19 protein-coding genes are annotated in these 21,109 nt (G+C 71.1%); 2 read left to right on the forward strand and 17 right to left on the reverse strand.

Annotated elements, in window-relative coordinates:
* Positions 1 to 75 precede the first annotated feature (75 nt).
* The 6 genes from ABT057_RS44595 to ABT057_RS44620 form a co-directional block, all read right to left on the reverse strand.
* Positions 76 to 3,408 carry a right-handed parallel beta-helix repeat-containing protein gene (locus ABT057_RS44595; protein ID WP_352350267.1) on the reverse strand — a complete coding sequence of 1,111 codons (3,333 nt, stop codon included), beginning with the start codon at positions 3,406 to 3,408 and terminating at the stop codon, positions 76 to 78.
* 443 nt (positions 3,409 to 3,851) lie between these two features.
* Positions 3,852 to 4,100 carry a DUF2933 domain-containing protein gene (locus tag ABT057_RS44600; RefSeq protein WP_352350269.1) on the reverse strand — a complete coding sequence of 83 codons (249 nt, stop codon included), beginning with the start codon at positions 4,098 to 4,100 and terminating at the stop codon, positions 3,852 to 3,854.
* A 191-nt stretch (positions 4,101 to 4,291) separates the two neighbouring features.
* Complete coding sequence (locus ABT057_RS44605; protein ID WP_352350271.1) at positions 4,292 to 5,431, reverse strand: DUF475 domain-containing protein; 1,140 nt, start codon at positions 5,429 to 5,431, stop codon at positions 4,292 to 4,294.
* A gap of 166 nt (positions 5,432 to 5,597) precedes the next feature.
* Positions 5,598 to 8,105 (reverse strand): heavy metal translocating P-type ATPase, encoded by a 2,508-nt coding sequence (locus tag ABT057_RS44610; RefSeq protein WP_352350273.1) that lies wholly within the window; start codon positions 8,103 to 8,105, stop codon positions 5,598 to 5,600.
* A 73-nt stretch (positions 8,106 to 8,178) separates the two neighbouring features.
* Entirely contained in the window at positions 8,179 to 8,322 is a 144-nt protein-coding gene (locus ABT057_RS44615; RefSeq protein WP_352350275.1) for a hypothetical protein, read from the reverse strand.
* 476 nt (positions 8,323 to 8,798) lie between these two features.
* Positions 8,799 to 9,089, reverse strand: coding sequence for an SHOCT domain-containing protein (locus tag ABT057_RS44620; protein ID WP_352350277.1), 291 nt, complete (start codon positions 9,087 to 9,089; stop codon positions 8,799 to 8,801).
* 203 nt (positions 9,090 to 9,292) lie between these two features.
* On the opposite strand from ABT057_RS44620, the gene ABT057_RS44625 reads away from it, so the two are divergent.
* Positions 9,293 to 9,577 (forward strand): hypothetical protein, encoded by a 285-nt coding sequence (locus tag ABT057_RS44625; protein WP_352350279.1) that lies wholly within the window; start codon positions 9,293 to 9,295, stop codon positions 9,575 to 9,577.
* Positions 9,578 to 10,058: 481 nt separating this feature from the next.
* Here the strand turns inward: ABT057_RS44625 and ABT057_RS44630 are convergent, their stop codons facing one another.
* The 9 genes from ABT057_RS44630 to ABT057_RS44670 all read right to left on the reverse strand — a co-directional run bounded on the left by ABT057_RS44630 (position 10,059) and on the right by ABT057_RS44670 (position 16,600).
* A complete protein-coding gene (locus tag ABT057_RS44630) occupies positions 10,059 to 10,307 on the reverse strand; it encodes a hypothetical protein (protein WP_352350281.1) in 249 nt (82 codons plus the stop codon).
* Complete coding sequence (gene lgt, locus ABT057_RS44635) at positions 10,304 to 11,167, reverse strand: prolipoprotein diacylglyceryl transferase (RefSeq protein WP_352350283.1); 864 nt, start codon at positions 11,165 to 11,167, stop codon at positions 10,304 to 10,306. Before lgt ends, ABT057_RS44630 begins: the two co-directional genes overlap by 4 nt.
* Positions 11,104 to 12,144, reverse strand: coding sequence for a hypothetical protein (locus ABT057_RS44640; RefSeq protein ID WP_352350285.1), 1,041 nt, complete (start codon positions 12,142 to 12,144; stop codon positions 11,104 to 11,106). Before ABT057_RS44640 ends, lgt begins: the two co-directional genes overlap by 64 nt.
* Before the next feature lie 15 nt (positions 12,145 to 12,159).
* Positions 12,160 to 12,615: a hypothetical protein gene (locus tag ABT057_RS44645; protein WP_352350287.1), complete on the reverse strand. Its 456-nt coding sequence runs from the start codon at positions 12,613 to 12,615 to the stop codon at positions 12,160 to 12,162.
* Positions 12,616 to 12,720: 105 nt separating this feature from the next.
* A complete protein-coding gene (locus ABT057_RS44650; RefSeq protein WP_352350289.1) occupies positions 12,721 to 13,029 on the reverse strand; it encodes a hypothetical protein in 309 nt (102 codons plus the stop codon).
* Entirely contained in the window at positions 13,026 to 13,796 is a 771-nt protein-coding gene (locus ABT057_RS44655) for a methyltransferase domain-containing protein (protein ID WP_352350290.1), read from the reverse strand. The genes ABT057_RS44650 and ABT057_RS44655 overlap by 4 nt, the downstream gene beginning before the upstream one ends.
* 57 nt (positions 13,797 to 13,853) lie before the next feature.
* A complete protein-coding gene (locus tag ABT057_RS44660) occupies positions 13,854 to 14,057 on the reverse strand; it encodes a hypothetical protein (protein ID WP_352350292.1) in 204 nt (67 codons plus the stop codon).
* Between the two features lie 117 nt (positions 14,058 to 14,174).
* Positions 14,175 to 14,402, reverse strand: a complete 228-nt coding sequence (locus ABT057_RS44665) for a hypothetical protein (RefSeq protein WP_352350294.1) — start codon at positions 14,400 to 14,402, stop codon at positions 14,175 to 14,177.
* Between the two features lie 338 nt (positions 14,403 to 14,740).
* Positions 14,741 to 16,600 carry a PA domain-containing protein gene (locus ABT057_RS44670; RefSeq protein WP_352350296.1) on the reverse strand — a complete coding sequence of 620 codons (1,860 nt, stop codon included), beginning with the start codon at positions 16,598 to 16,600 and terminating at the stop codon, positions 14,741 to 14,743.
* A gap of 350 nt (positions 16,601 to 16,950) precedes the next feature.
* Here ABT057_RS44670 and ABT057_RS44675 point away from each other — a divergent pair, with 350 nt between their 5' ends.
* Entirely contained in the window at positions 16,951 to 17,397 is a 447-nt protein-coding gene (locus ABT057_RS44675; RefSeq protein ID WP_352350298.1) for a metal-sensing transcriptional repressor, read from the forward strand.
* Between the two features lie 267 nt (positions 17,398 to 17,664).
* On the opposite strand, the gene ABT057_RS44680 is transcribed toward ABT057_RS44675, so the two are convergent.
* Positions 17,665 to 19,986 carry a heavy metal translocating P-type ATPase gene (locus tag ABT057_RS44680; protein WP_352350300.1) on the reverse strand — a complete coding sequence of 774 codons (2,322 nt, stop codon included), beginning with the start codon at positions 19,984 to 19,986 and terminating at the stop codon, positions 17,665 to 17,667.
* A gap of 112 nt (positions 19,987 to 20,098) precedes the next feature.
* A complete protein-coding gene (locus tag ABT057_RS44685; protein WP_352350302.1) occupies positions 20,099 to 20,407 on the reverse strand; it encodes a heavy-metal-associated domain-containing protein in 309 nt (102 codons plus the stop codon).
* Between the last annotated feature and the right edge of the window lie 702 nt (positions 20,408 to 21,109).

Raw genomic sequence — 21,109 nt, forward strand, 5'->3', positions numbered from 1 at the left:
AGACATGTCCCGCATCCTACGGGCAGCCGTCACCCGCGAGCGGCCCTCCCCGCAGCCGTCCGGTCGGCACTCCGGTCAGCTCTCCGGGGCCGGCGTCCGCACCCCCGGCACGTCGGCGGGCAGCAGCAGCCGCAGGTCGTCCAGGCCCGGTGCGGCCATGGCGCTGACCCGGCCGGCCTGCCGGGTCATCATGGACTCCAGCACCTGCCGGGCCAGCCGCCCGTTGCCGAAGAAGCGGTCGCGCGGCAGGGAGTCGAAGTACTCGCGCAGCAGCGCGCCGACCCCGGGCCCGCACTCGTAGCCCGAACCGTCCGCGTGCATCCGGACGATGGTGACCAGCTCGTCGGAGGTGTAGTCGGCGAACTCCACGCGTCGTGAGAACCGCGAAGACAGGCCCGAGTTGGACGCCAGGAAGGACTCCATCTCCCGGGTGTAGCCGGCCACGATGACGACCACCTCGTCGCGGTGGTCCTCCATCAGCTTCAGCAGGGTGTCGACCGCCTCCTGGCCGAAGTCGGAGCCGGAGGAGCCGCCCGCAGGCGTGAGCGTGTAGGCCTCATCGACGAACAGCACGCCGCCGCGGGCCCGTTCGAAGACCTCGCGGGTCAACTGCGCGGTGTGGCCGACGTAGCGGCCCACCAGGTCGGCCCGCGCCACCTCGACGAGTTGGCCCTGCGGCAGCACCCCGAGCGAGACGAGCAGTTCGCCGTAGAGCCGGGCCACGGTGGTCTTGCCGGTGCCCGGCGGGCCGGTGAAGACCAGATGGTGGCTGACCCGGGGGCTCGGCAGCCCGGCGGCCTCCCGCCGTCGGGCGGTCGACAGCAGGTTGACCAGATCGGTGACGTCGCGCTTCACGGCCGCCAGCCCCACCATCGCGCCGAGCCGGGACAGGGCGTCGCCGCGCTCGGGCTCGTCCGCGTCCCCGTGCGGGCCGGCCGGGACCTGCGCCCCGGTGTCCTCGGCGAGCAGCAGACTCAGGTCCCGTTCGCTCACCTCGGCCTGACTGGCCAGCCGTACGGCCTGCCGGTCGACCATCTCCTCGAACACCTGGCGGGCGGCGCGGCCGTTGCCGAACGCGGCGTCCTTGGGCATGCGGTCGAAGTGCACGGCGAGCGCGGCGCCGGCGCCCTCGCCCAGCTCGTACTGGTGCCGGGCGCACATGCTCTCCACGATGGCCACCAGCTCGTGCACCGCGTAGTTCTCGAACTCCACGGTCCGCGAGAAGCGGGATGCCAGCCCGGGGTTGCTGTTGAGGAAGGACTGCATCTCGCCCGAGTAGCCGGCCGCGACGACCACCACGTCCTCGCGGTGGTCCTCCATCAGCTTCAGCAGGGTGTCCACGGCCTCCCGTCCGAAGTCGGGTCCCGAACGTCCGCTGTCGGCGGTCAGGGTGTAGGCCTCGTCGATGAACAGCACCCCGCCCAGCGCCCTGTTGAAGGTCTCGGTGGTCTTGATGGCGGTACCGCCGATGACCTGGGCGACCAGATCGGCGCGCGAGACCTCGACCAGGTGCCCGGAGCGCAGCGCGCCCAGCTGGGCCAGGACGGTGCCGTAGAGGCGTGCGACGGTGGTCTTGCCGGTGCCGGGCGGTCCGGAGAACACCAGATGGCGGCTCATCGGCGGCGCCGACATGCCCAACTGGGCCCGACGTTGGGCGAGTTGGGTGAGGTTGACGAGGGTGCGGACCTGCTGCTTGACGTTGGACAGCCCGATCAGCGCCTCCAGCTCGGCGAGCGGACCGCTCTGCTCGGGCGCGTCCGCGCCGTCCGGCGCGGTGCCCGCCGGGTCGGTGCCCTCGGCGTCGCCGTATCCCCAGGCGTCGCGACGGCCGTTGCCGCTGGTGGTGAGGCCTTCGACCGCCAGCCGGTCGCCGGGCTGGGACTGGACCAGGCCGCTGCCCGCGTTGTCGCGGACCGTGCAGTTGACGACGGACACCGGCAGGGTGGTCTCCACCCGCAGTCCGTCCTTGCCGCTGCCGGCCAGGGTGCACCCGTTGAGCGCGGCCCGCCCGCCCTGCCGGATCACGGCGCCGCACTCCGGGGCGCCGACGACCTGGAGCCGGGCGCCGGTCAGTTCGCCGTCCGCCTCGACGACCACGCCGTCGGCGCCGGCCTCGCGAATCTCGCAGTCGCGGGCCGTGACGGTCCCGTCCGTGCCCACGGACAGGCCCGCGGCGGTCGGCGCGAGCACGGTGGTGCCGCCGACGTAGAGGTTGCCCGCGCTCTCCACATGGATGCCCGCCGCGCCGGTCCGGGCGATCTCGCTGTCCTCCAGCCGGCCCCGGCCGTCCTTGACGACCTCGACGCCGTTGCCGCCCGCGCCGCTGATCCGGGCGCGGCGGATCATCGGGTTGGCGCCGGTCGCGATCCGGATCCCGGCCCCCGCGGCGTCGACCACCTCCACCCGGTCGAGCTCGGCGGTGGACTCCTCCTCCAGCAGCAGGGCGGCCGGGGCGGCGCAGTCCCGCACCGTCAGGGAGGCCAGCGACGGCGAGCCGGAGCCGGCCACCCGCAGCGCGGGCGCCTGGGAGGAGTCCAGCCAGCAGTCCTCGTAGGTGCCGCGCCCCCGGTCGGTGACCAGCAGGCCGTTGCCCGTCGTGCGGGCCGTGCGGCAGCGACGCAGCAGCGGGTCGCTGCCCTGCGACACGACGAAGGCCGGACCGGTGGTCGCGGTGACCCTGATGTCCTCCAGCACGGTGCGGGAGGCACTGCTCACCAGCACCCCGATCGCCACGTCGTGGACGACCGTGCGCAGCACGCGGGTGGTGCAGCGGCCCTCCAGCGCCACGGCCGGCTGGTCGGTGGAGGAGATGTCGCAGTCCTCGACGGACCCCTGGGCGTCGCCGTTGGCCAGGATCCCGTTGGACCGCGCGTCGCGCACGGTGCAGCCGCGCACCGTGACCCGGCCGCGTTCGCCGATGACCACGCCGGACGTGCCCAGATGCTCCAAGGTGCAGGACTCGAGCGAGCTCTCCACCGCCGAGGTGACGACCACCCCGGCCCCCGCGCCGTTGCTGATCCGGCAGTCGCGCATGGCCAGCGAACCGGTCTCCCGGGCGAGGACGGCCGTCCACGCGGAGCCGGTCACGTCGCAGCCCTCCATCGCCGCCTGGCCGCGGACCGCGTCCACGACGGGCAGGTCCTCGTCCCGGCCGCGCAGCACCAGGTCGGTGAGCATCACCGCGTCGGCGCGCAGGCTGACCGCGCTGCCGCGCCGGGGGCGTATCTCCACCGTCCCCCGCGACTGTTCGGCGACGATGGTCACCCGGGTGCCGACGACGAGGCTCTCCTCGTAGGTCCCGGGCCCCACGCTGATCACCGCACCGCTGCGCGCCCCCGCGAGCGCTTCACCGATCGTGCGGAAGCCGCCGGATCCGTCGGGACGGACCGTCAGTACCTGGCGTGACACGCGCTCTCCATCTCTCGCAGCCTCTCACGGCGCTGGTCGCCCTGTGGCAGGGTGCCGACGGCCCCATCATGCCTGCCGACAAGCGGTGTTGACACGTCGGCCCGAGTCCCTCGGGGGCGGAGACGGCGGAGATGCCGGAGTGCCGAACAGCGGGTCTGCCGGAGACGGCAGGCCCGCTTTCCTTGTCGACCGGTCGTCCGACGGGGTCGGTCAGCCCTTGCCGAGGCCCATCATGATGCAGCCGTTCACCGAGAGAACGACAGCCGATGCCGTTGACGCGTTCGCGCCAGAAATAGTTCGGAGCCGCGCAGCACCTCGGCCCGGGGGCGCCACGGCCACACCCCGCGCGGATGGGCCTTCTCGATTCCGCGGGCTTCCAGGTGCGTGCCGCCAGTGGTTTCGGCCGATGCGGAGCCCGTGCCTGTGACCGGCGGGAGGGCCGCTCACAGGTGCTTGTGCAGCCGGTCCTGGCTGTTGGTGGGGCGGTGGTCGTGCTGGTGGCCTTCATGGCCGCTGTGCTGGTCGTGGCCGTCGCCTCCGTGCATGCCGCGCATCATGAACATCATCATCAGCGGGCAGGCGGCGAAGACCGCCAGGAACAGCAGGGAGCTCAGGGATGTCCCCAGCGCGACGAGTCCCACGACGAGGATTGCCGCGGCGATCGCGTACGGGGCGTAGTTCTTGCGCTGCATGGTTTCCTCCTTCGATGCCTTTTGGCGGATGGTTTGTATACCCCCACCGGGTATTGGTGGGTACTGTCGATACTGCTCCCCGGCCGACCGCACGGGCAGGGGCCGGCGGGGTATGGAGAGGGCCAGGAGTCCCTGATCGCGCAGGCCGTTCGGCCCCGTCCCGGCAGCCGCCCGCGCTTGTGCGGTCCCTGTCATGCGTCGGCGCCGTCGTGTGCGGGTTCCGGCTTGTCGGGGCCGGGTGCGCCGGGGGCCGGGGGCGCGCCTGGCGCGAGGATGACAGCGGTCTGCCGGGCTCGGCGGTTGCGGGCCAGGGAGGACAGGAAGGCGGCGAGGATGAAGGCGACGCCGATGGCGCTGGTGACCGCTTGGGGGACGTCGTAGCGGATGGAGACGATGAGGATGCCGCCGAGTGCGCCGATGGCGTAGTGGGCGCCGTGTTCCAGGTAGACGTAGTTGTCCAGGGTGCCCTGGCGCACCAGATGGACCGTCAGAGAGCGGATGTACATGGCGCCGATGCCCAGGCCGAGGGCGATCTGGAAGATGTTCTGGCTGATGGCGAACGCGCCGACCACACCGTCGAAGGAGAACGAGGCGTCGAGGACTTCCAGGTACAGGAAGAGGAAGAACGCCGCCCTGCCGCGGGCCGGCGGGCGGGGACCGGGCGTGGCCTGTTCGGGCTCGGTACCAGCCGGCCCGTCGCCCTCGCGCTGGAAGAGCTGGGACAGGCCGTCGACGGCCAGGTACGTGGCCAGCCCGAGTACCCCGGCGAGCAGGACGGTGCTCTGCTTCGGGCCCGCCAGCACTTGGGCGGTGGTGGCGAGCACAGCCAGGGCGGCCAGGACGGAGAGCCTCTCCAGCCGCGCGGCGCGGGCGAGGGCCCCCTCGACGAGCCGCAGCCAGCGGACCTCACGCTCCTCGTCCAGGAAGAAGTCCAGGGCGATCATCAGCAGGAAGGTCCCGCCGAAGGCGGCGATCGCGGGGTGGGCGTGTTCCAGGTGTTCGGCGTAGGCGTCGGGGCGGTTGAGGGCCATGTCCAGGACGGCGGCCGGGGTGCCGCCGGTGGTGGCGGCCACGACCAGGAGTGGGAAGAGCAGCCGCATGCCGAAGACGGCGATGAGGATGCCGACGGAGAGGAACATCTTCTGCCAGAAGGCGTTCATCCGGCGCAGCACGGTGGCGTTGACGACGGCGTTGTCGAAGGAGAGCGACACCTCCAGCACGGCCAGGACGCCCACGGCGGCTAGGCCCGCCGGGCCCCAGGTCAGTAAGGCGCCTGCCAGACCGAGTGCGGTGGCGCCGAAGGGCCAGCCGAACGTTTGCAGGGTCTTCATCGGGAACCTTCCCTTGACGGGCGGCGGGGCGCGCGAAGGCTGCCCCGTGAAGGAGGTCTGGCGGTCACTACCAGGAGGCCGTCGGCCGGAAGGGCCTCCGGGTGCACCAAGCAGGCTGGGCGGGGCTGCTTGCGGCGCCTGTGCGGCGGGTGGCGTTGTCGACCGCTCAGGCGCTGTGGGCGGTTTTCGGTGCCACGGGGGTACGCGGCGCGGCTTCGGCGGGCGAGGCCGGCGCTGCGGGCAGCCGGAGGCGTTTGAGGGCGAGGGCGTTGACGGCGACGATGATGCTGGAGCCGGACATGGACAGGGCGGCGATCTCGGGGCGCAGGACGAGGCCGAGGGCGGGTTCGAAGACGCCGGCGGCGATGGGCAGGGCGATGGAGTTGTAGCCGATGGCCCAGCCGAGGTTCTGGCGCATCTTGCGCAGGGTGCCGCGGCCGATGCGCAGGGCGGTGGGGACGTCGAGGGGGTCGGAGCGCATCAGCACCAGGTCGGCTGTTTCGATGGCGACGTCGGTGCCGGCGCCGATGGCGATGCCCAGGTCGGCCTGGGCCAGGGCGGGGGCGTCGTTGACGCCGTCGCCGACCATGGCGACCTTGCGGCCTTCGGCCTGCAGTTCGGCGACTTTGGCGGCCTTGTCTCCGGGCAGGACCTCGGCGATCACGGTGTCGATGCCGAGCTGTTCGGCGATGCGGTCGGCGGTGGCCTGGTTGTCGCCGGTGAGCATGACCACCTCGACGCCGAGGGCGTGCAGTTCGGCGACGGCCTCGGCGGAGGTTTCCCGGGGTGCGTCGGCGATGCCGATCAGGCCGGCGGCGTGTCCGTCGACGGCGGCGAGGACGACGGTGCGGCCGGTGGTGGCCAACTCCTCGCGCAGCTGGGCCAGTTCACCCAGGTCGATCGCTTCCCGCTCGGCCAGGCGGTGGTTGCCGACCACGACCCGGTGCCCCTCGACGTCGGCGATCGCGCCGTGCCCGGGCACGTTCTCGAAGCTCGCGGCGCGCACCGCGCCCACTCCCTGAGCGTCGGCGTGGTGGACGACGGCCTCGGCCAGCGGGTGCTCGGACTCTCGCTCCACCGCGGCCACCAGGCGCAGGAGTTCGGCCTCGGACATGCCGTCGGCGGTGATCACGTCGGTGACCTCCGGTTCGCCCTTGGTCAGGGTGCCGGTCTTGTCCATGACGACGGTCTGGATGCGGGCGGAGGCCTCCAGGCCGACGGCGTTCTTGAACAGCACACCGCGTTTCGCGCCCAGCCCGGTGCCGACCATGATGGCGGTGGGGGTGGCCAGGCCCAGGGCGTCGGGGCAGGTGACGACCACGACCGTGATGGCGAACAGCATGGCGGCGCCCAGCGAGCGGTCGGTGGCCAGCAGCCAGACGGCCAGCGTCGCGGCCCCGCCGATCAGGGCGACGAAGACCAGCCAGAACGCGGCCCGGTCGGCGAGGCGCTGTCCGGGGGCCTTGGAGTTCTGGGCCTGCTGGACGAGCTGGACGATCTGGGCCAGGGCGGTGTCGGCGCCGACCTTGGTGGCGCGGATGCGCAGGGTGCCGTTGGCGTTGATGGTCGCGCCGACGACCTGGGAGCCGACGGTCTTGTGCACGGGCAGGCTCTCGCCGGTGACCATCGACTCGTCGACGTCGCTCTCGCCGTCCTCCACGACGCCGTCGACGGCGATCTTGGCTCCGGGGCGGACCAGCAGGAGGTCGCCCACCATCACCTCGGCGGTGGGGACCTCGACCGGCTCGCCGTCGCGCACCACCAGCGCCTTGGGCGGGGCGAGGTCGAGAAGGGTGCGGATGGCGTCGTTGGCGCCGCCGCGGGCGCGCATCTCGAACCAGTGACCGAGCAGCACGAACGAAGCGAGCACGGTGGCCGCCTCGTAGAAGACGTCACCGCCCCCGGTGAGGGTGACGATCAGGGAGTACGTCCACCCCGAACCGACGGCGACCGCGACCAGCACCATCATGTCCAAGGTGCGGGCACGCAGCGCGCGCAGCGCGCCGTCGAAGAAGATCGTGCACGAGTAGAAGATCACCGGCAGGCTCAGCAGCAGCGCCCACACGTCCTCGCGCAGGCCGAAGGGGACCGGGACGTCCAGGCCGAAGGCGTCCTCGCCGATCGGCGACCAGATGACGATGGGTATGGAGAACAGCACGGCCACGAGGAAGCGGTTGCGCATGTCCGCCACCATCTGCGCCATGGACATGCCCGCGTGTCCGCCGTGGCCCATCACCTCGTGCGGAGAGGGCATCGCCTCCGGTGCGGCGTGCGCGGCATGTCCCGCATGTCCCGCATGGGCATCCGGGACTGGTGCCTCGGCGACCGCCGTGTGTCCTTCGTGGCCGACGTGCCCGTGCGTCGTGCCGGCGCGCGGCGGATCCGGCTCGGCCATCGGGTCGCACAGGTGGGCAGGGACGGACTGGCCCGCGCAGTGGTAGCCGCATTCCTCCACCCAGCGGCGCAGCTCGGCCAGCGAGGTGAGGTCCGGGTCGAAGACCACGGTCGCCGTCTCGGCCACCGGGTTGACCTCGACCTCCAGTACTCCCGGCCGACGCCCGAGGACGGCGGCGGCGACGTTCTGCTGGGACGCCCAGCGAAGCCCGCCCAGTTCGAGCACGGCGGTACTGCGCTCCTTGCGGTGCCTGATCGTGTGATCTGTGTGGTGCTGCACGGGCGCCCCTCCTTCGGATGACGGGTGTGCGTGGTGAGCATCGACCGCAGCCCTTGCCAACAAACTAACGACCTTAGTATTTCTGTGCGAGTGCGGGGGTGTCCCGCTTTCCGCCGCCTGCGTCGCCGCCGGGGCCGGGAGCGGGGCTGTTCACCCGCACGTTCACGGTGATCGCGAGCAGCGCGAGGAGCACCACGACAGCCGTTGCGGTGGCCAACCTCCGCTCCCGCCACCGGCGTTTGGGCCGCGGTCGAGAAACGGCACCAGGAACAGCAGACCGAACACGCCGGCGATGACGAAGGTGATCGACGCGACCCCGATCCACTCCTCCATGGGGAAGAACCGCCAGAACATCCAGAGCGGACGGGTGACCTCGATCCCCCCACCGGGGTCGGCCCGATCACCGGTGGCAGCAGGACGGACAGTGCGGACGGCACGCCGAGCAGGACATGCCGGCGCGACCCTGGTGCAGGCCCGGGTTGTGAGTTCCGGAGAATCCCATGCTCTGCGCGCAGTCCCGCGCGTGCCGGCCGAACCGGGCATCCGGAGCCGCCGGAACGTCTGCCCCGGCGGTCGCCGGATGCGAGGGCCACGGCGGCCAGAGCTGCGAGAGCGACGCCGATTCGCGCGATCACCCGCATGGGGCTTTCTCCCCTCTGAGGCGAGCCGGTCCAGTCCCTGGCAGTGCTCTGGTCACTGCTTGGTCAGGGTGGGCCCGCCGGTGCGCAGCACCTCCAGTCGGCGCCGGTACTCCTCCTCGTCGATCTCGCCGCGGGCGAACCGCTCGGCGAGCAGCTGCTCCGGGGTGGCGGACGCGGGGGGAGCAGGCGGCGGGGTGGAGGTGCCGGGGTCCTCGGGGGGCCGGTTCAGGGTGCGGAAGAGCAGCATGAAGGCGGTGATGATGAGGCCCCAGAAGACAACCATGCCGAGGGACATGCCGAACCACCCCCAGCCGCTGACGCCGTGGTCGTTGTACCAGAACATCACGGTGATCCCTTCTCTCTGTGCTAGGGCGGAAGGACTCCGTCTCCCCGCCGCGATGGCGGGGTGCTACCAATCTCCTTCGTAGCAGCGGCGGGCGCAGGGGCCGGTCGGCCCTAATGGGCGGGACAGGTGACCCCTACGTGGTGGGGGTACCCGCGGCCAGGGTGGAAGGCGTATCGCTCGCCGGCCTTGAGGAGTCCGTCATGGGTGTGGCCGATCTGGTCGTCGAACCGGCGGCCGGCGGCGCGGAAACGGACAGGGGACCGACCGCCACGGCGGAGGGGCCGGCCGTAGCCGCGGGGCCGAGCGAGGCGGCCGCAGCCGAGGAGGAGGGGGCGCAGGCCGCCGAGCGGCGCACAGAAATCGCGGACCTGACCCGGCGGGTGGCCTTCGGCACGGTGCTGACCCTGCCGGTGCTCTTCGCGGTGATGGCCCACGAACTCTTCGGTGCCGACTGGGTCCCGGGCTGGATGCTCACGGAGTCATGAGCCGGGCGAGGCGACCGTATGGGGAGCGGGCCACGCCGTCCGCCGGCATCGGCTTTCCGGCACGGGGCTTCGCGCCGTGCGGCGGCCTCGGCTCAGTACCTGCTCCATGCCACCAGTTCCGTGCCTGCTCGTCAGTTACCGGATCGGGGCGCGCGCCCCCTGCTCGAGCGGGGTCGGGAGCCTGGGGCGGGCGTTCCCTCGCCCGGCGGTTGCTCCATATTCCAGGGTGTCGGCCTGCTGGTCCACGGCCCGACCGCATTTGATCTGCGGATCGGCGCGGCGCGCCGATGGGGGGCGGGAGTCCGGGTGGGCAGGGCAGGGCGTTGCGCGTGCGGCCAGGCCCGTGAAGCCGAGCAGGATACGGCTGCTGGGGTCGTGGAACTGGTCGGTGCCGACCCGGAGTCGCGTTGCCGGGGAGGCTGCTTGGGGAGGGCACCGGCATGCCGGGATGGTCGCGAGCAGGCTCGGCGGTGAGGAGCGTCTACGACTTGGAGTCCATCACGCCGGCCCGCCACAGTCCGATGGCCGCCGCAACCATGCCGCCTGCCAGATAGAGGACGGAGTGGCCGCCGGGGAGTACCTCCAGGTTGCTGAACTCCTCGATCCAGTTCACCACGACGACCACGGCGGCCAGCCAGAACAGGGACCATCCGAAGATCCTGTTCGGCACGGACCGGGTGTGCAGTTTTCCGACCTTGAGCTTGTTGTACTTGACGTTGTTGCCGCTCATGCGCTCGCCTTCTCCGTCTCGGGGGCGACCGCCCCACTGTCGTCCTGTGCGATGTCCTCCACGCCCGGGCGCCGCCGCGCCGAGACCACCAGGTGGGCGACCGCACCGGCGAACACCACGATCGAGGTCCAGTCGTTCAGCCGCAGGCCCAGGAACCGGTGCGCCTCGTCGATCCGCAGGTACTCGATCCAGAACCGGCCCACCGTGTACGCGGCCACGTAGAGCGCGAAGGTCCGCCCGTGGCCCAGGGCGAAGCGCGAGCCCGCCCAGATGACCAGCACCGCGACGCCCACGTCCCACAGCGACTCGTACAGGAAGGTCGGGTGGAACGTCGCCACGTCCGCATAGCCGGCGGGCCGGTTGTCCGTAGAGATCTCCAGGCCCCAGGGGAGCGTCGTCGGGCGGCCGAACAGTTCCTGGTTGAACCAGTTGCCCCAGCGTCCGATCGCCTGCGCGAGCGCGATGCCGGGTGCGACCGTGTCCGCGAACGCCGGGAACGGGACACCGTGCCGACGGCACCCGATCCAGGCGCCGAATCCGCCCAGCGCGATGGCGCCCCAGATGCCGAGGCCGCCCTCCCAGATGTAGAGGGCCTTGACGGGCTCGCCGCCTGCGCCGAAGTACGCGTCCGGGCTGGTGATCACGTGGTAGAGGCGGCCGCCGACGATTCCGAAGGGCACGGCCCAGACGGCGATGTCGGCGATCGTCTCCTTCTTGCCGCCGCGTGCCACCCAGCGCCGTGTGCCGAGCCGGACGGCGACGAAGACGCCCGCGATGATGCAGAAGGCGTATGCCCTCAGCGGGATCGGCCCCAGGTCGAGGACCCCGGTGGAGGGGCTGGGCAGTGCGGCGAGTTCCATACCCGCACTATATGGGATTCAGCTAAGTAGCTTAGTAAATGGCTGGCCATGCTAGGGGCGGCCGACAGGCGCTTCAGGCTGGACGTCAGGGCGGCGGGTGCGCCGAAGGGGCAGTGCGAGCCCGACCGGCACGGGAGCGCCCACCAGCACTTCGGGCCACACGCCGAGCCGCTCGGACAGGGTGCGCCCGAAGCCGGCGGTACCCGCTCCACCAGACGCCCGTAGCGCCAGGCTCCCCAGTCGGTCCAGGACCCGGCCGTCCGGCGTGACGTGCGCTCACGTTCGACATTGCCCTGGACGACGGCGACCACCGCCCTGGGCCCGGATGTCCCCGCATCGGGGATGACGAGCGGCGCCGTGATCAGCACGGCAGTGCCGAGGCGCACGGCCGCGCCGGCCCGGAGACGGCCGCCGCGCCGCGCCGGCACGCCGTACATCGGCAGCGACCCCAGGAGCGCGACGGTGAAGGACAGGGCTGGGCAGCCGCCGACCGCGGCCCAGCCGGCACAGGGGGCATTCGCCTGGCCGAAGGCGAGCCGGCCCCAGGAGAAGCCGCCGAGCCGAGCCCGGCCGCGTACCGCCTCCAGGGCCACCCACCGCACCGCGGCGTACAGCGGCCACTCGCGCAGGGCGAGCAGGCGGGGCAGTGGAGTCGAGGCGAGCGCGAAGACCAGAGCCTGCACCGCCGTGAGGGCGAGCCAGGGCGCTGCGCCGAGGTTCACCGGCCAGACGGTCAGCGGGGTGAGAAAAGTCAGCGGGGTGAGAAAAGCCGTACCGAAGATGCCGCCCGCCGCGAAGGCGGACCGGGCCCGCCGGCCGCGGACCGCAAGGATCAGCAGAGCCGGGCCGAGCGGGGCCGGGAACCACAGGCCGACCGGCGGGAACGCGGCATGCGCGGGAGCGCGGCATACAGGGGGAGACCGCCGGTGGCGGCGGGCGCCCAGGACGCAGCGTGGCCGGGCCGGGGCGTGCGGCACGCAGGGGGCCGGTCCTCACGAGGCGACTTGGCAGACGGTTGCGGTGCGCAGCCGCCGCACGAGCGCGTGGACCAGCAGGGCCACGGAGGCCAGCGCAAGCACCGGCTGCACCGGCGCGAAGTACGACAGGGCTCCGCTGACGCCGATGGCCAGCACCACGAGCTTGTTGCAGATCGGGCAGCCGACCGCGAAGGCGGACAGCAGCCCCGCACCGAGGGCCCGGGCGGTGCGGGGCTGCCCGGTGGGCGCGGCCTCTGGGGCTTCGGCCCGGCCGACGCGCACGTACGTGGCCACGAGGAGCCCCTCGAGCACGGAGCTGACCAGCCACACCGGGTAGTTCCACCACAGAACCGGCGTCATGCGCGTGTAGAAGGGAGTCGGCACCACGCCAGTCGGGACGCCGATGACAAGGGCCGCGATCACGGCGACCGCTGCTGCCGCAGCCCATCTGCGGGCGGGCCAGGTGCGCATGGAGCTGCTCCTCGTGGTCAGGCCGTCGGCCGGCACACCTGGCGACGGGGGGACGCCATGCGGTGGCGGCCGGCGACCTGCCGCCACCCTAATCCGCTAACTGGCTTAGTAGCAATGGCGGCTGGACCTCCTGACCGGCGGGGCCGCTCGACGCGGGGCGACCCGGGCGAGACCGCTCATCCGCTGCCGGTAGGGGCGTGCGTCGATGGGTCCGTGAAGCAGCAGGCCGGCGCACCACCGCTCCTCGGCCTCCAGTGCCGCGCGCCGTCCCCGGAGCCGGGCGAGCGGGGGCAGGAGGGGCTGGCGCGCAGTGACGAGGCGTGCGCTGTCGTAGAGTGCGGCTGCGAAGAGCAGGGCTGCGCGCAGGACTGCCGCCGCGGCTGTCGGGCTGTCGGTCTCCGGCTCAAGGGTCAAGCCCCCTTTGCGAAGACAAGCACCTCCGTGGAGGCGACGCCCATGGGCGCCAGGAAGCTGGCTTCCAGGTTGCAGCCGAGGGTCGCGAAGAGGTCCACGCATGTCCGGCGAGGCATGGCGGCTGGGTAGGAGTCGTGCCCCGCGCCGCCCTGCGAAGCCCAGGCGCGTACAGCGGCCGGGTCCAGGCAGGTCTCCGTCATGACGTCGAAGACGATCCGACCGCCGGGTCGTGTGACGCGTGCCATCTCGAAGAAGTAGCGGGAGGCGCAGAGGAAGGTCACGGTGTTGAAGACCTTATGGGCCTGAACGAGGTCGATGCTGCCGTCGGGTGTCGGGGCGAGACTGCATCCTGCGGTCGGTTGGGCGACCACGCTGAATGTGTCCACCAGGTAGTTTGCCCAGGGCGCTGCCGTCTCGTAGATCTCGTAGCGGTCTGGTGAACACTCCTTCAGTGTCTTCTCCAGGTACCGTCCGGACCCGGGGCCGATCTCCAGCACCGTGTTCGGGTTGGCGGCGAAGACGCCGAGAGCGCGTAGTTCATCGATGGTGGACTGGGTGGCGCCAGGCGTCCTGTTCATGACCTCGTCGATGTGGTCGCCGACCGACAGACCGGCCGCCCGTGCAGCCCGCATCGTCGCCTCGAACGGGATGAAGTCGTCCACGCCCCCCAGGTTGTTGGTGCTGCGCACGATGTCGAATCCAGCACGTCCCAAGAGCCGCTTGACCCCCGACTTAAACACCGACGTTCTCCCGTCCGCTGCCCTCATCAGGCATACCCCCTCAGGTCCTCTCCACACGATCACGTTCGGAAAGTGGAAGCCTTCTCAGTTCCGCAGCGGTTGGCCGGTGTCCTCGCGGGCGGCGCGCAGCTCGGCGAGTTCCCTGCGCAGCTCGTCCAGTTCTGCCTGGGTGGCGGACGATTGGGTCCGCCGCGAGGTGTGTGAGCCGCCGCGCAGCATCAGCCAGGTCATCAGGCCCGTACTGAGCGGGCAGGCCAGCAGCAGCAGCGGATACAGGAGCTGAGGCATGTGGGACCTCCCGGTGGGCGGCAGAGGGGAGCGCGTGGACCCGCCGAACGACTCTTCTACTAAGTAATTTAGATTATCCCGTCAGTCGGTGCCACCCTGAGCAGGGCGGCGCGCGGTTCACAGCGGCAGCTGGAAACCGGTGATGAGCGTCTGGAGCCGCACGATCAGCTGCCCCCACCAGCCGGTCACCTGCATGACCCCACCGCGACCAGCAGCACTCCGCCGAAGCGCATCACCGCCCTGGGGTGTCGTCGCGCCCAGGTGAAGCGCCGCAATCGCGCCGCCGGACGATGCCGCCGCGAGCAGAAACGGAATACCCGGTCCGAGGCTGTACGTGAACGACAAAGCCGCCCCGCGCCCCGCACTGTCCGCCGCCAACGGCGGAACGGCCGCGAGGACAGGGCTCCGGCGGCCAGGGCCGGCAGGAGCGCGAGGCTCAGCGGGCCGGCCATCACTGTTTCGCCGACACCGGCGGCGAGCGTCACTTGGCCGCACCCCCGCTGCCGTTTCCGGCCTTCTCCGCGGCGAGATCCTGCACCAGTCCGCTCATTGTGGGGTATGTGGTCGCGCCGATGATGCGGGCGGCGATCCTTCCGAAGCAGGGGTGGGGTGTCGTACTCCGTGTCCAGGATCTGCGGCGGGGCCCTTCCTGTCGTGGTGGACCCCGCCGCGCTCAGGTCGGCTCAGCGACCGGTGTACTCGAAGATGTAGAGCCCGAAGTCCCGGTCGGACGCCGCCACGTACTCCTTTCCGAAGGAGTTGAAGGTCTGCACGCCCCAGAAGTTGTTGCCGCCCTCGTCGATGAAGCGGCCGACCTCCACCAGCCTGTTGTTCTTGATCTTGGTGACCCGGAAGCCGCCCGCGTAATAGGCGAAGTACGCCAGGTCGGGGCGGACACCGGAGGCCGCCACCTCGTGGACGGTCAGGTCACCGAAGCCGGAGGCGTACGCGGGGTCCTGGCCCTCCGCGATGGCGTACGTGTCCAGCTCCGTCATTTTGCCGCTCTGGTTGCGGTAGAGGTGCGCGTAGCCCCAGCCGTCGAAGTATGACGAGAAGGTGAGCCGGTCGCCCTTGGCGCCGATCTCCACCGGCAGGGTGGCGGGTCCGGTGCCGGCGAGGCACTCGGCGTCGCTGTAGGGCTGGTCGAAGGCGGCGAAGCCCTGGCTGCGCGGTGCGACACCGAAGGTCGGCAGGGTGCCCTCGACGGTCATGCCGCTCTGTGCGCCGCAGGCGTCCGAGCCGGTGCGGTTGAAGACGAGTACGGCGTCGTAGCCGCCGGCCGCCTCGACGTTGGCGACCTTCTCAGTGAACGTGCAGGTGCCGCGTTCGACGACGGCGACGTCCACGGCGGCCGGGTCGCCCGCGGGGACGGCGGGGCCGCCGTCGCAGGCCAGGCCGACGTACACCGAGCCGCCGGTGATGGTCTTGCCCGCCTCCAGGGGGATGCCCTGACCGGCGGTGACGGCGGCGTCGTCGTCGAGGTTGCGAGCGGAGAGGGCGTATGGGCCGAAGTCCTCATCGGCGCCGATCATATACCGGTTGTCGAGGGTGAACTCCGCCTCGTGGCCGTTGCCCTCCGGGGGCACGCTGCGGCCCCTCTCGGCGCCCTCGGGGTCGGGGTCCGTGAAGTCGGTGTCACCGATGTACGTGATGTTCTTCGGGTCGGTCACGTCGAGGGCGACGTAGCCCGCGTCCCAGTAGGAGGCCAGCATGACCTGGCGGCCGCGGATGCTCTTGACCACCATGTCGTGGAGGAAGATCTCGGTGAGGTTCCCTGGGGCCGCCTGGACGATCTGGGGGAACGTCTGGTCGAGGTCGTACTCGGCGACGAGCTGCGGCTCGGCCGGGTCGGTGATGTCCATGATGTCGACGTCGGTGCCCTCCTCGTTGTCGACGATCACGGCGTACGCCTTGCGGCCCGCGTCCCACGCGAACACGCTGTGGATCTGCCGGGCGCTCTGCGTCGGCTCGCCGTCGAGGGTGAAGTCGCCGACGCCCTCGGCGAGCGTCCTCGGCCTGGTGGGGTCGGTGACGTCGTAGATGTTCATGCCGCCGACGCCGTTGTCGCCGCAGATCTCGTTGTTGCTGACGAGGACGTCACCGGTGAAGGACGGCGTGGACAGGTGCACCGTCTGGATGCCCTCGCCGGGAGCGCTGCCGGCCGGGGCCGGGATGAAGCCGACCTCCTTGGGCTTGCTGGGCTTGCGGATGTCGACGACGTGAACGCCGGTGTTGTCGCAGCCGACGCCTCCCCAGGAGGCCAGGTAGGCGTAGCCCTTGTAGACGCCGACGTCGGCGATCTTCCCTTCGGCGACGTTGCTCAGCTTGAGTTTGCTGACCAGACGGACGTTCTTCCGGGTGGCCGGCAGATGCCCCTCGCTGCCGCCGTGCTGGTCGTGGCCATGGGTGGCCGCGGCGTTGTCGATGACGCCGTCGGTTGCCGAGACACCGTCATGTGCTTGTGCGGAGCCGGCGAGAGCGGTCGTGGCGAAGAGCATCGCCGCGAACACACCCACGCCGGCGCGTCTGTGGGTCCTGCGCATACATGACCTCCACTCGTGCGGCCGGGGTCTCCGGCCCATGACGAGGTGACGCCGGTCACCAACTGACCGGCTTCGCGAAGGTACTTAGTGGATTCATGGACCGAAAGGCTTTTACAAGACCGTATTTTGCCGGGACTTGATGCGAGCAGTGTGATGGCGCGGCGCGGCCGCTTGCGGCCATGTGAGGAGGCGGCGCTCCTGGCCGTCGGCGCCCAAGCGGACGGTCGGTCTCCGCGCACCGGCCCCCGGCTGGGCCGGCGGACGCGGATCGGCGTGACCGCGGGCCGGGTCTCCGGCGTGGAGTTGCGTACACTCCCGTCAGGACCTCCGAGGTAATACCCTTAGGGGGTATGGAACGGCTGGAGCAGGTCGAGGCCAGGCAGGCGCCACCGGGATACCACGGCGACAAAGAGGCCGTCCTCAAGCGACTCCGTCGCATCGAGGGTCAGGTGCCTGGCCTGCAGCGCGCCATCGGTGCCGCGGTCAGCGGCGCCGGCACCCACGCCCTGCCGCGCCGCGGGCCGCCCACTGACCTCAGCGTCAACTCCGGCCGAGCTACGGCTGATCCGGCTTCCCCGCGTCGTGTCCTGGCCCGCCTGTGGGCAGCGGCCCAGGGCATCGGCACGTGGATGCGAGCACCCATTAAGAAGGTTAGTATTGCGGCCGCAGGAATGCGCGCACGGGCGGGGGAGGCTGACACGTCCTTCAAGATGGCCTGCCCGTGTGCGCGTCCCTCGGGAGGTCGGCAGCGAGATGGCCGGTGCCAGCGCCGCCCTTCCATACCTACGCACCTTTGAGTACGCGGACGACCGCTAATCCCCCCACGCAAGGGCCGGCGAACCCACCGACTGGTCAGTGCGGGATGGAACTCTTCCCTGTACGGCCCGTCACCTCCGATATGTCGACCACGGCTCGGGCGGAGACGTTCGTCCTCGTCCAATGCCGAGGTGGGGCGTTCCCTGGACCCGCTTCGCGACTTGGCGGCTGGACGGACGCAGCCACCCAACGCCGATGCGCCCGGCCGAAGAGGCCGGGCGCATCGGTCAACACGCCTGTTCCGGTGCCTACTTGAAGGACCGCAGCCGCAGGCTGTTGGTCACCACGAACACTGACGAGAACGCCATCGCGGCACCGGCGATCATCGGGTTGAGCATGCCGAAGGCCGCCAGCGGCAGCGCGGCGACGTTGTAGCCGAAGGCCCAGAAGAGGTTGCCCTTGATGGTGGCGAGCGTCCGGCGGGAGAGCCGGATGGCGTCCGCGGCCACCCGCAAGTCGCCGCGGACGAGCGTCAGGTCTCCCGCCTCGATCGCCGCGTCGGTCCCGGTGCCCATCGCCAGGCCCAGATCGGCGGTGGCAAGGGCGGCCGCATCGTTGACGCCGTCGCCGACCATCGCGACCGTACGGCCCTGGTTCTGCAGCCGCTTGACCACGTCCACCTTGTCCTGGGGGAGGACCTCGGCGATGACCTCGTCGATGCCGACGGCCCTTGCCACCGACTCGGCGACGAGCTGGTTGTCACCGGTCAGCAGGATGGGCTTCAGCCCCAGTCGGCGCAGTTCGGCCACGGCCTCGGCGCTGGTCTCCTTGACGGCGTCGGCGACGGTGAGGACACCGCGCGCCTCGCCGTCCCACGCGACGGCGACCGCAGTACGGCCCTCCGCCTCCGCGGCGGCCTTGGCCTCGGCCAGTTCCGTGGGCAGCTCGATCGCCCACTCCTTCAGGAGCTTCTCGCGCCCGACGAGGACGGCGTGACCGTCGACGACACCCTGGACGCCGAGGCCGGCGACGTTCTCGAAGTTCTCCGGCACCGGCAGGCTGCCGACCCTCCCCCAGCCTTCGGCCGGGGGGACCCCCATCTCGCTTCGCTCGGCGGCCCCGGCCGCGATGGCCCGGGCGATCGGGTGCTCGGAGGCGTACTCCAATGCGCCTGCCAGCCGCAGCAGTTCGTCCTTGTCCACGCCCGATGCAGGGAGAGCGTCCTGGAGCTGCATGCGGCCCGTGGTCACCGTGCCGGTCTTGTCGAGGACGACGGTGTCGACGCGGCGGGTGGACTCCAGGACCTCGGGGCCCTTGATGAGGATGCCGAGCTGGGCGCCGCGACCGGTGCCGACCATCAGGGCGGTCGGAGTGGCCAGCCCCAGCGCGCACGGGCAGGCGATGATCAGTACGGCGATGGCGGCGGTGAAGGCGGCCACGGTGTCGCCCGTGGCCCCGAGCCATACGCCGAACGTGGCGAGGGCGAGGAGGATGACCACGGGGACGAAGATCCCGGAGATGCGGTCGGCGAGCCGCTGCACCTCGGCCTTGCCGTTCTGCGCGTCCTCCACCAGCCGTGCCATGCGCGCGAGCTGGGTGTCCGCTCCGACGCGGGTGGCCTCGACGACCAGCCGGCCGCCGGCGTTCACGGTCGCCCCGGTCACGGCGTCGCCGACACCCACGTCCACCGGCACGGACTCGCCGGTGAGCATGGAGGCGTCCACCGCGGACGCGCCCTCGACGACGGTGCCGTCGGTGGCGATCTTCTCGCCGGGCCGTACGACGAAGCGGTCACCCGCCGCCAACTGGGCGACGGGGATGCGTACTTCCTTGCCCCCGCGCAGCACCGAGACGTCCTTGGCGCCCAGTTCCATGAGCGCGCGCAGTGCCGCACCCGCCTTGCGCTTGGACTTGGCCTCCAGATAGCGCCCGGCGAGAATGAACGTCGTCACCCCGGCCGCGGCCTCCAGGTAGATGGAGGAGGAGCCGTCTCCACGGGAGATGGTGAACTCGAAGCCGTGCCGCATGCCCGGCATGCCGGCGTGCCCCCAGAACAGCGCCCACACCGACCAGCCGAGTGCGGCGAGGGTACCGATGGACACCAGGGTGTCCATGGTGGCGGCGCCGTGCCGGGCGTTGGTGAACGCGGCCTTGTGGAAGGGGAAGGCGCCCCAGACCACGACAGGCGACGCGAGGGTCAGCGACAGCCACTGCCAGTTGTCGAACTGGAGGGCCGGGACCATCGCCATCGCCACGACGGGCACGCTGAGGGCCAGAGAGATGTAAAGCCGCTGGCGCAGGGACAGCAGTTCGCCGTCGGCCGCCGGGGCGGCTTCGTCCTCGCTCCCGGAAGCGGTGGCGGACGCGGGCGGGGGCGGCTCCTCGGCGGTGTAGCCGGTCTTCTCGACGGTGGCGACGAGGTCGGCGACCTCGACGCCGTTCGGGTACGAGACCTTCGCCTTCTCGGTGGCGAAGTTGACGGTCGCGGTGACGCCGTCCATGCGGTTGAGCTTTTTCTCGATACGGGCCGCGCACGAGGCGCAGGTCATGCCGCCGATGGAGAGCTCGACCTCGTGGGAGGGGTCGGTCGCTGGGCCGGGTACTGCCTTCTCGGGAGCCATGCTGGTCATGTGGCGTATCTCCAGGGGGAGGCCGGGACGTACGGCGTCCGTATCAGCGGAGCGATACGTCCCGGCGCGGGGAGGAACTCGCGGAGTCGGGGCCGCTGGGCCCGCGGAGCCGTCAGGCGCGGCCGATGAGCTCGTAGCCGGCCTCGTCGACGGCGGCGCGGACGGCCTCCTCGTCGAGCGTGGCGGTGGAGGTGACGGTTACCTCGCCGGTCTTGGCGACCGCGGTGACCGCGGTGACGCCGTCCAGCGCGGAGATCTCCTTCGAGACCGAGCCCTCGCAGTGGCCGCAGGTCATGCCGGACACCTTGTAGACGGTGGTGGTCGCGCCGGTGCCCTGGATCTGGACGTCGGACGTGGTGCCGGAGCCGCAGGAACCGCCGCCGCAGCAGGAGCTCGTGCTGGTGTTCGTCTCGGTGGTCATGGCTTCTTCCTCGGATCTGGGTGCGTGGGGTCGCTTCGCCGGGAGAGAGGCTGGTCGCCTGCCTCCTGCGAACGACAACAATATACCCCCTAGGGGTATTCCACTACCCTGTGGCGCCGGTCACCGGATCTGTCTGGAACGAGCCCCGCCAGCTAATTTACTTAGTAGGTGTCGCGACCTGCGGCGACAACTTCACATCGAGGCCGGAAGGCTCATGAAGATCTCGGGTTCTGGCCCTGCCGCGTCAGCGGCGGGGCCGGACTCGTCATGTGGCGATGGGTGAGTGGGTCGGCGAGATGACCGGGCCGGACGTGTGGGAGACGTGCCGGGATCTGATTCCGGCCGGGAGTGTGTTCGCGTTTCCGGCCGAGCATCGTGGCGAACTGTTCCCGGCTGAGATGTTCGCGGACATGTGTCCGTCGGCGAACGGACGGCCGGGCATGCCGCCGCAGGTCCTGGCCGCCGCGATCACCTTGCAGGCCCCGCACGGGCTGTCGGACTTCGAGACGGTCCAGGAGCTACGGTGCGAACCAGGGACCTCTCCCGCAGTCAGAGCACCGATGGCAGTGGCGGCGGCCCCGCTGTTCCGCACCGACGGCAAAGCCTCGCCCGCCACCCGACCCACGACATCTGCCGGGAGACCGGTCGGGCCCGCCTCTCGTGCCTGCGGGCAGTGCAGAGCTTCAATCAGATTTCTCAGGG

Source organism: Streptomyces sp. NPDC002588, assembly GCF_040295925.1.
GTDB lineage: Bacteria > Actinomycetota > Actinomycetes > Streptomycetales > Streptomycetaceae > Streptomyces.

Excerpts from the sequence above, each read along its gene's own strand:
- ABT057_RS44670 (WP_352350296.1), bottom strand. The coding sequence starts at position 16,600 with ATGCGCAGGACCCACAGACGCGCCGGCGTGGGTGTGTTCGCGGCGATG.
- ABT057_RS44660 (WP_352350292.1), bottom strand. The coding sequence starts at position 14,057 with ATGCCTCAGCTCCTGTATCCGCTGCTGCTGCTGGCCTGCCCGCTCAGT.
- ABT057_RS44630 (WP_352350281.1), bottom strand. The coding sequence starts at position 10,307 with ATGAGCGGCAACAACGTCAAGTACAACAAGCTCAAGGTCGGAAAACTG.
- ABT057_RS44625 (WP_352350279.1), top strand. The coding sequence starts at position 9,293 with ATGGGTGTGGCCGATCTGGTCGTCGAACCGGCGGCCGGCGGCGCGGAA.
- ABT057_RS44680 (WP_352350300.1), bottom strand. The coding sequence starts at position 19,986 with ATGACCAGCATGGCTCCCGAGAAGGCAGTACCCGGCCCAGCGACCGAC.
- ABT057_RS44685 (WP_352350302.1), bottom strand. The coding sequence starts at position 20,407 with ATGACCACCGAGACGAACACCAGCACGAGCTCCTGCTGCGGCGGCGGT.
- ABT057_RS44675 (WP_352350298.1), top strand. The coding sequence starts at position 16,951 with ATGGAACGGCTGGAGCAGGTCGAGGCCAGGCAGGCGCCACCGGGATAC.
- ABT057_RS44645 (WP_352350287.1), bottom strand. The coding sequence starts at position 12,615 with ATGCGCACCTGGCCCGCCCGCAGATGGGCTGCGGCAGCAGCGGTCGCC.
- lgt (WP_352350283.1), bottom strand. The coding sequence starts at position 11,167 with ATGGAACTCGCCGCACTGCCCAGCCCCTCCACCGGGGTCCTCGACCTG.
- ABT057_RS44600 (WP_352350269.1), bottom strand. The coding sequence starts at position 4,100 with ATGCAGCGCAAGAACTACGCCCCGTACGCGATCGCCGCGGCAATCCTC.
- ABT057_RS44655 (WP_352350290.1), bottom strand. The coding sequence starts at position 13,796 with ATGAGGGCAGCGGACGGGAGAACGTCGGTGTTTAAGTCGGGGGTCAAG.
- ABT057_RS44605 (WP_352350271.1), bottom strand. The coding sequence starts at position 5,431 with ATGAAGACCCTGCAAACGTTCGGCTGGCCCTTCGGCGCCACCGCACTC.
- ABT057_RS44620 (WP_352350277.1), bottom strand. The coding sequence starts at position 9,089 with ATGTTCTGGTACAACGACCACGGCGTCAGCGGCTGGGGGTGGTTCGGC.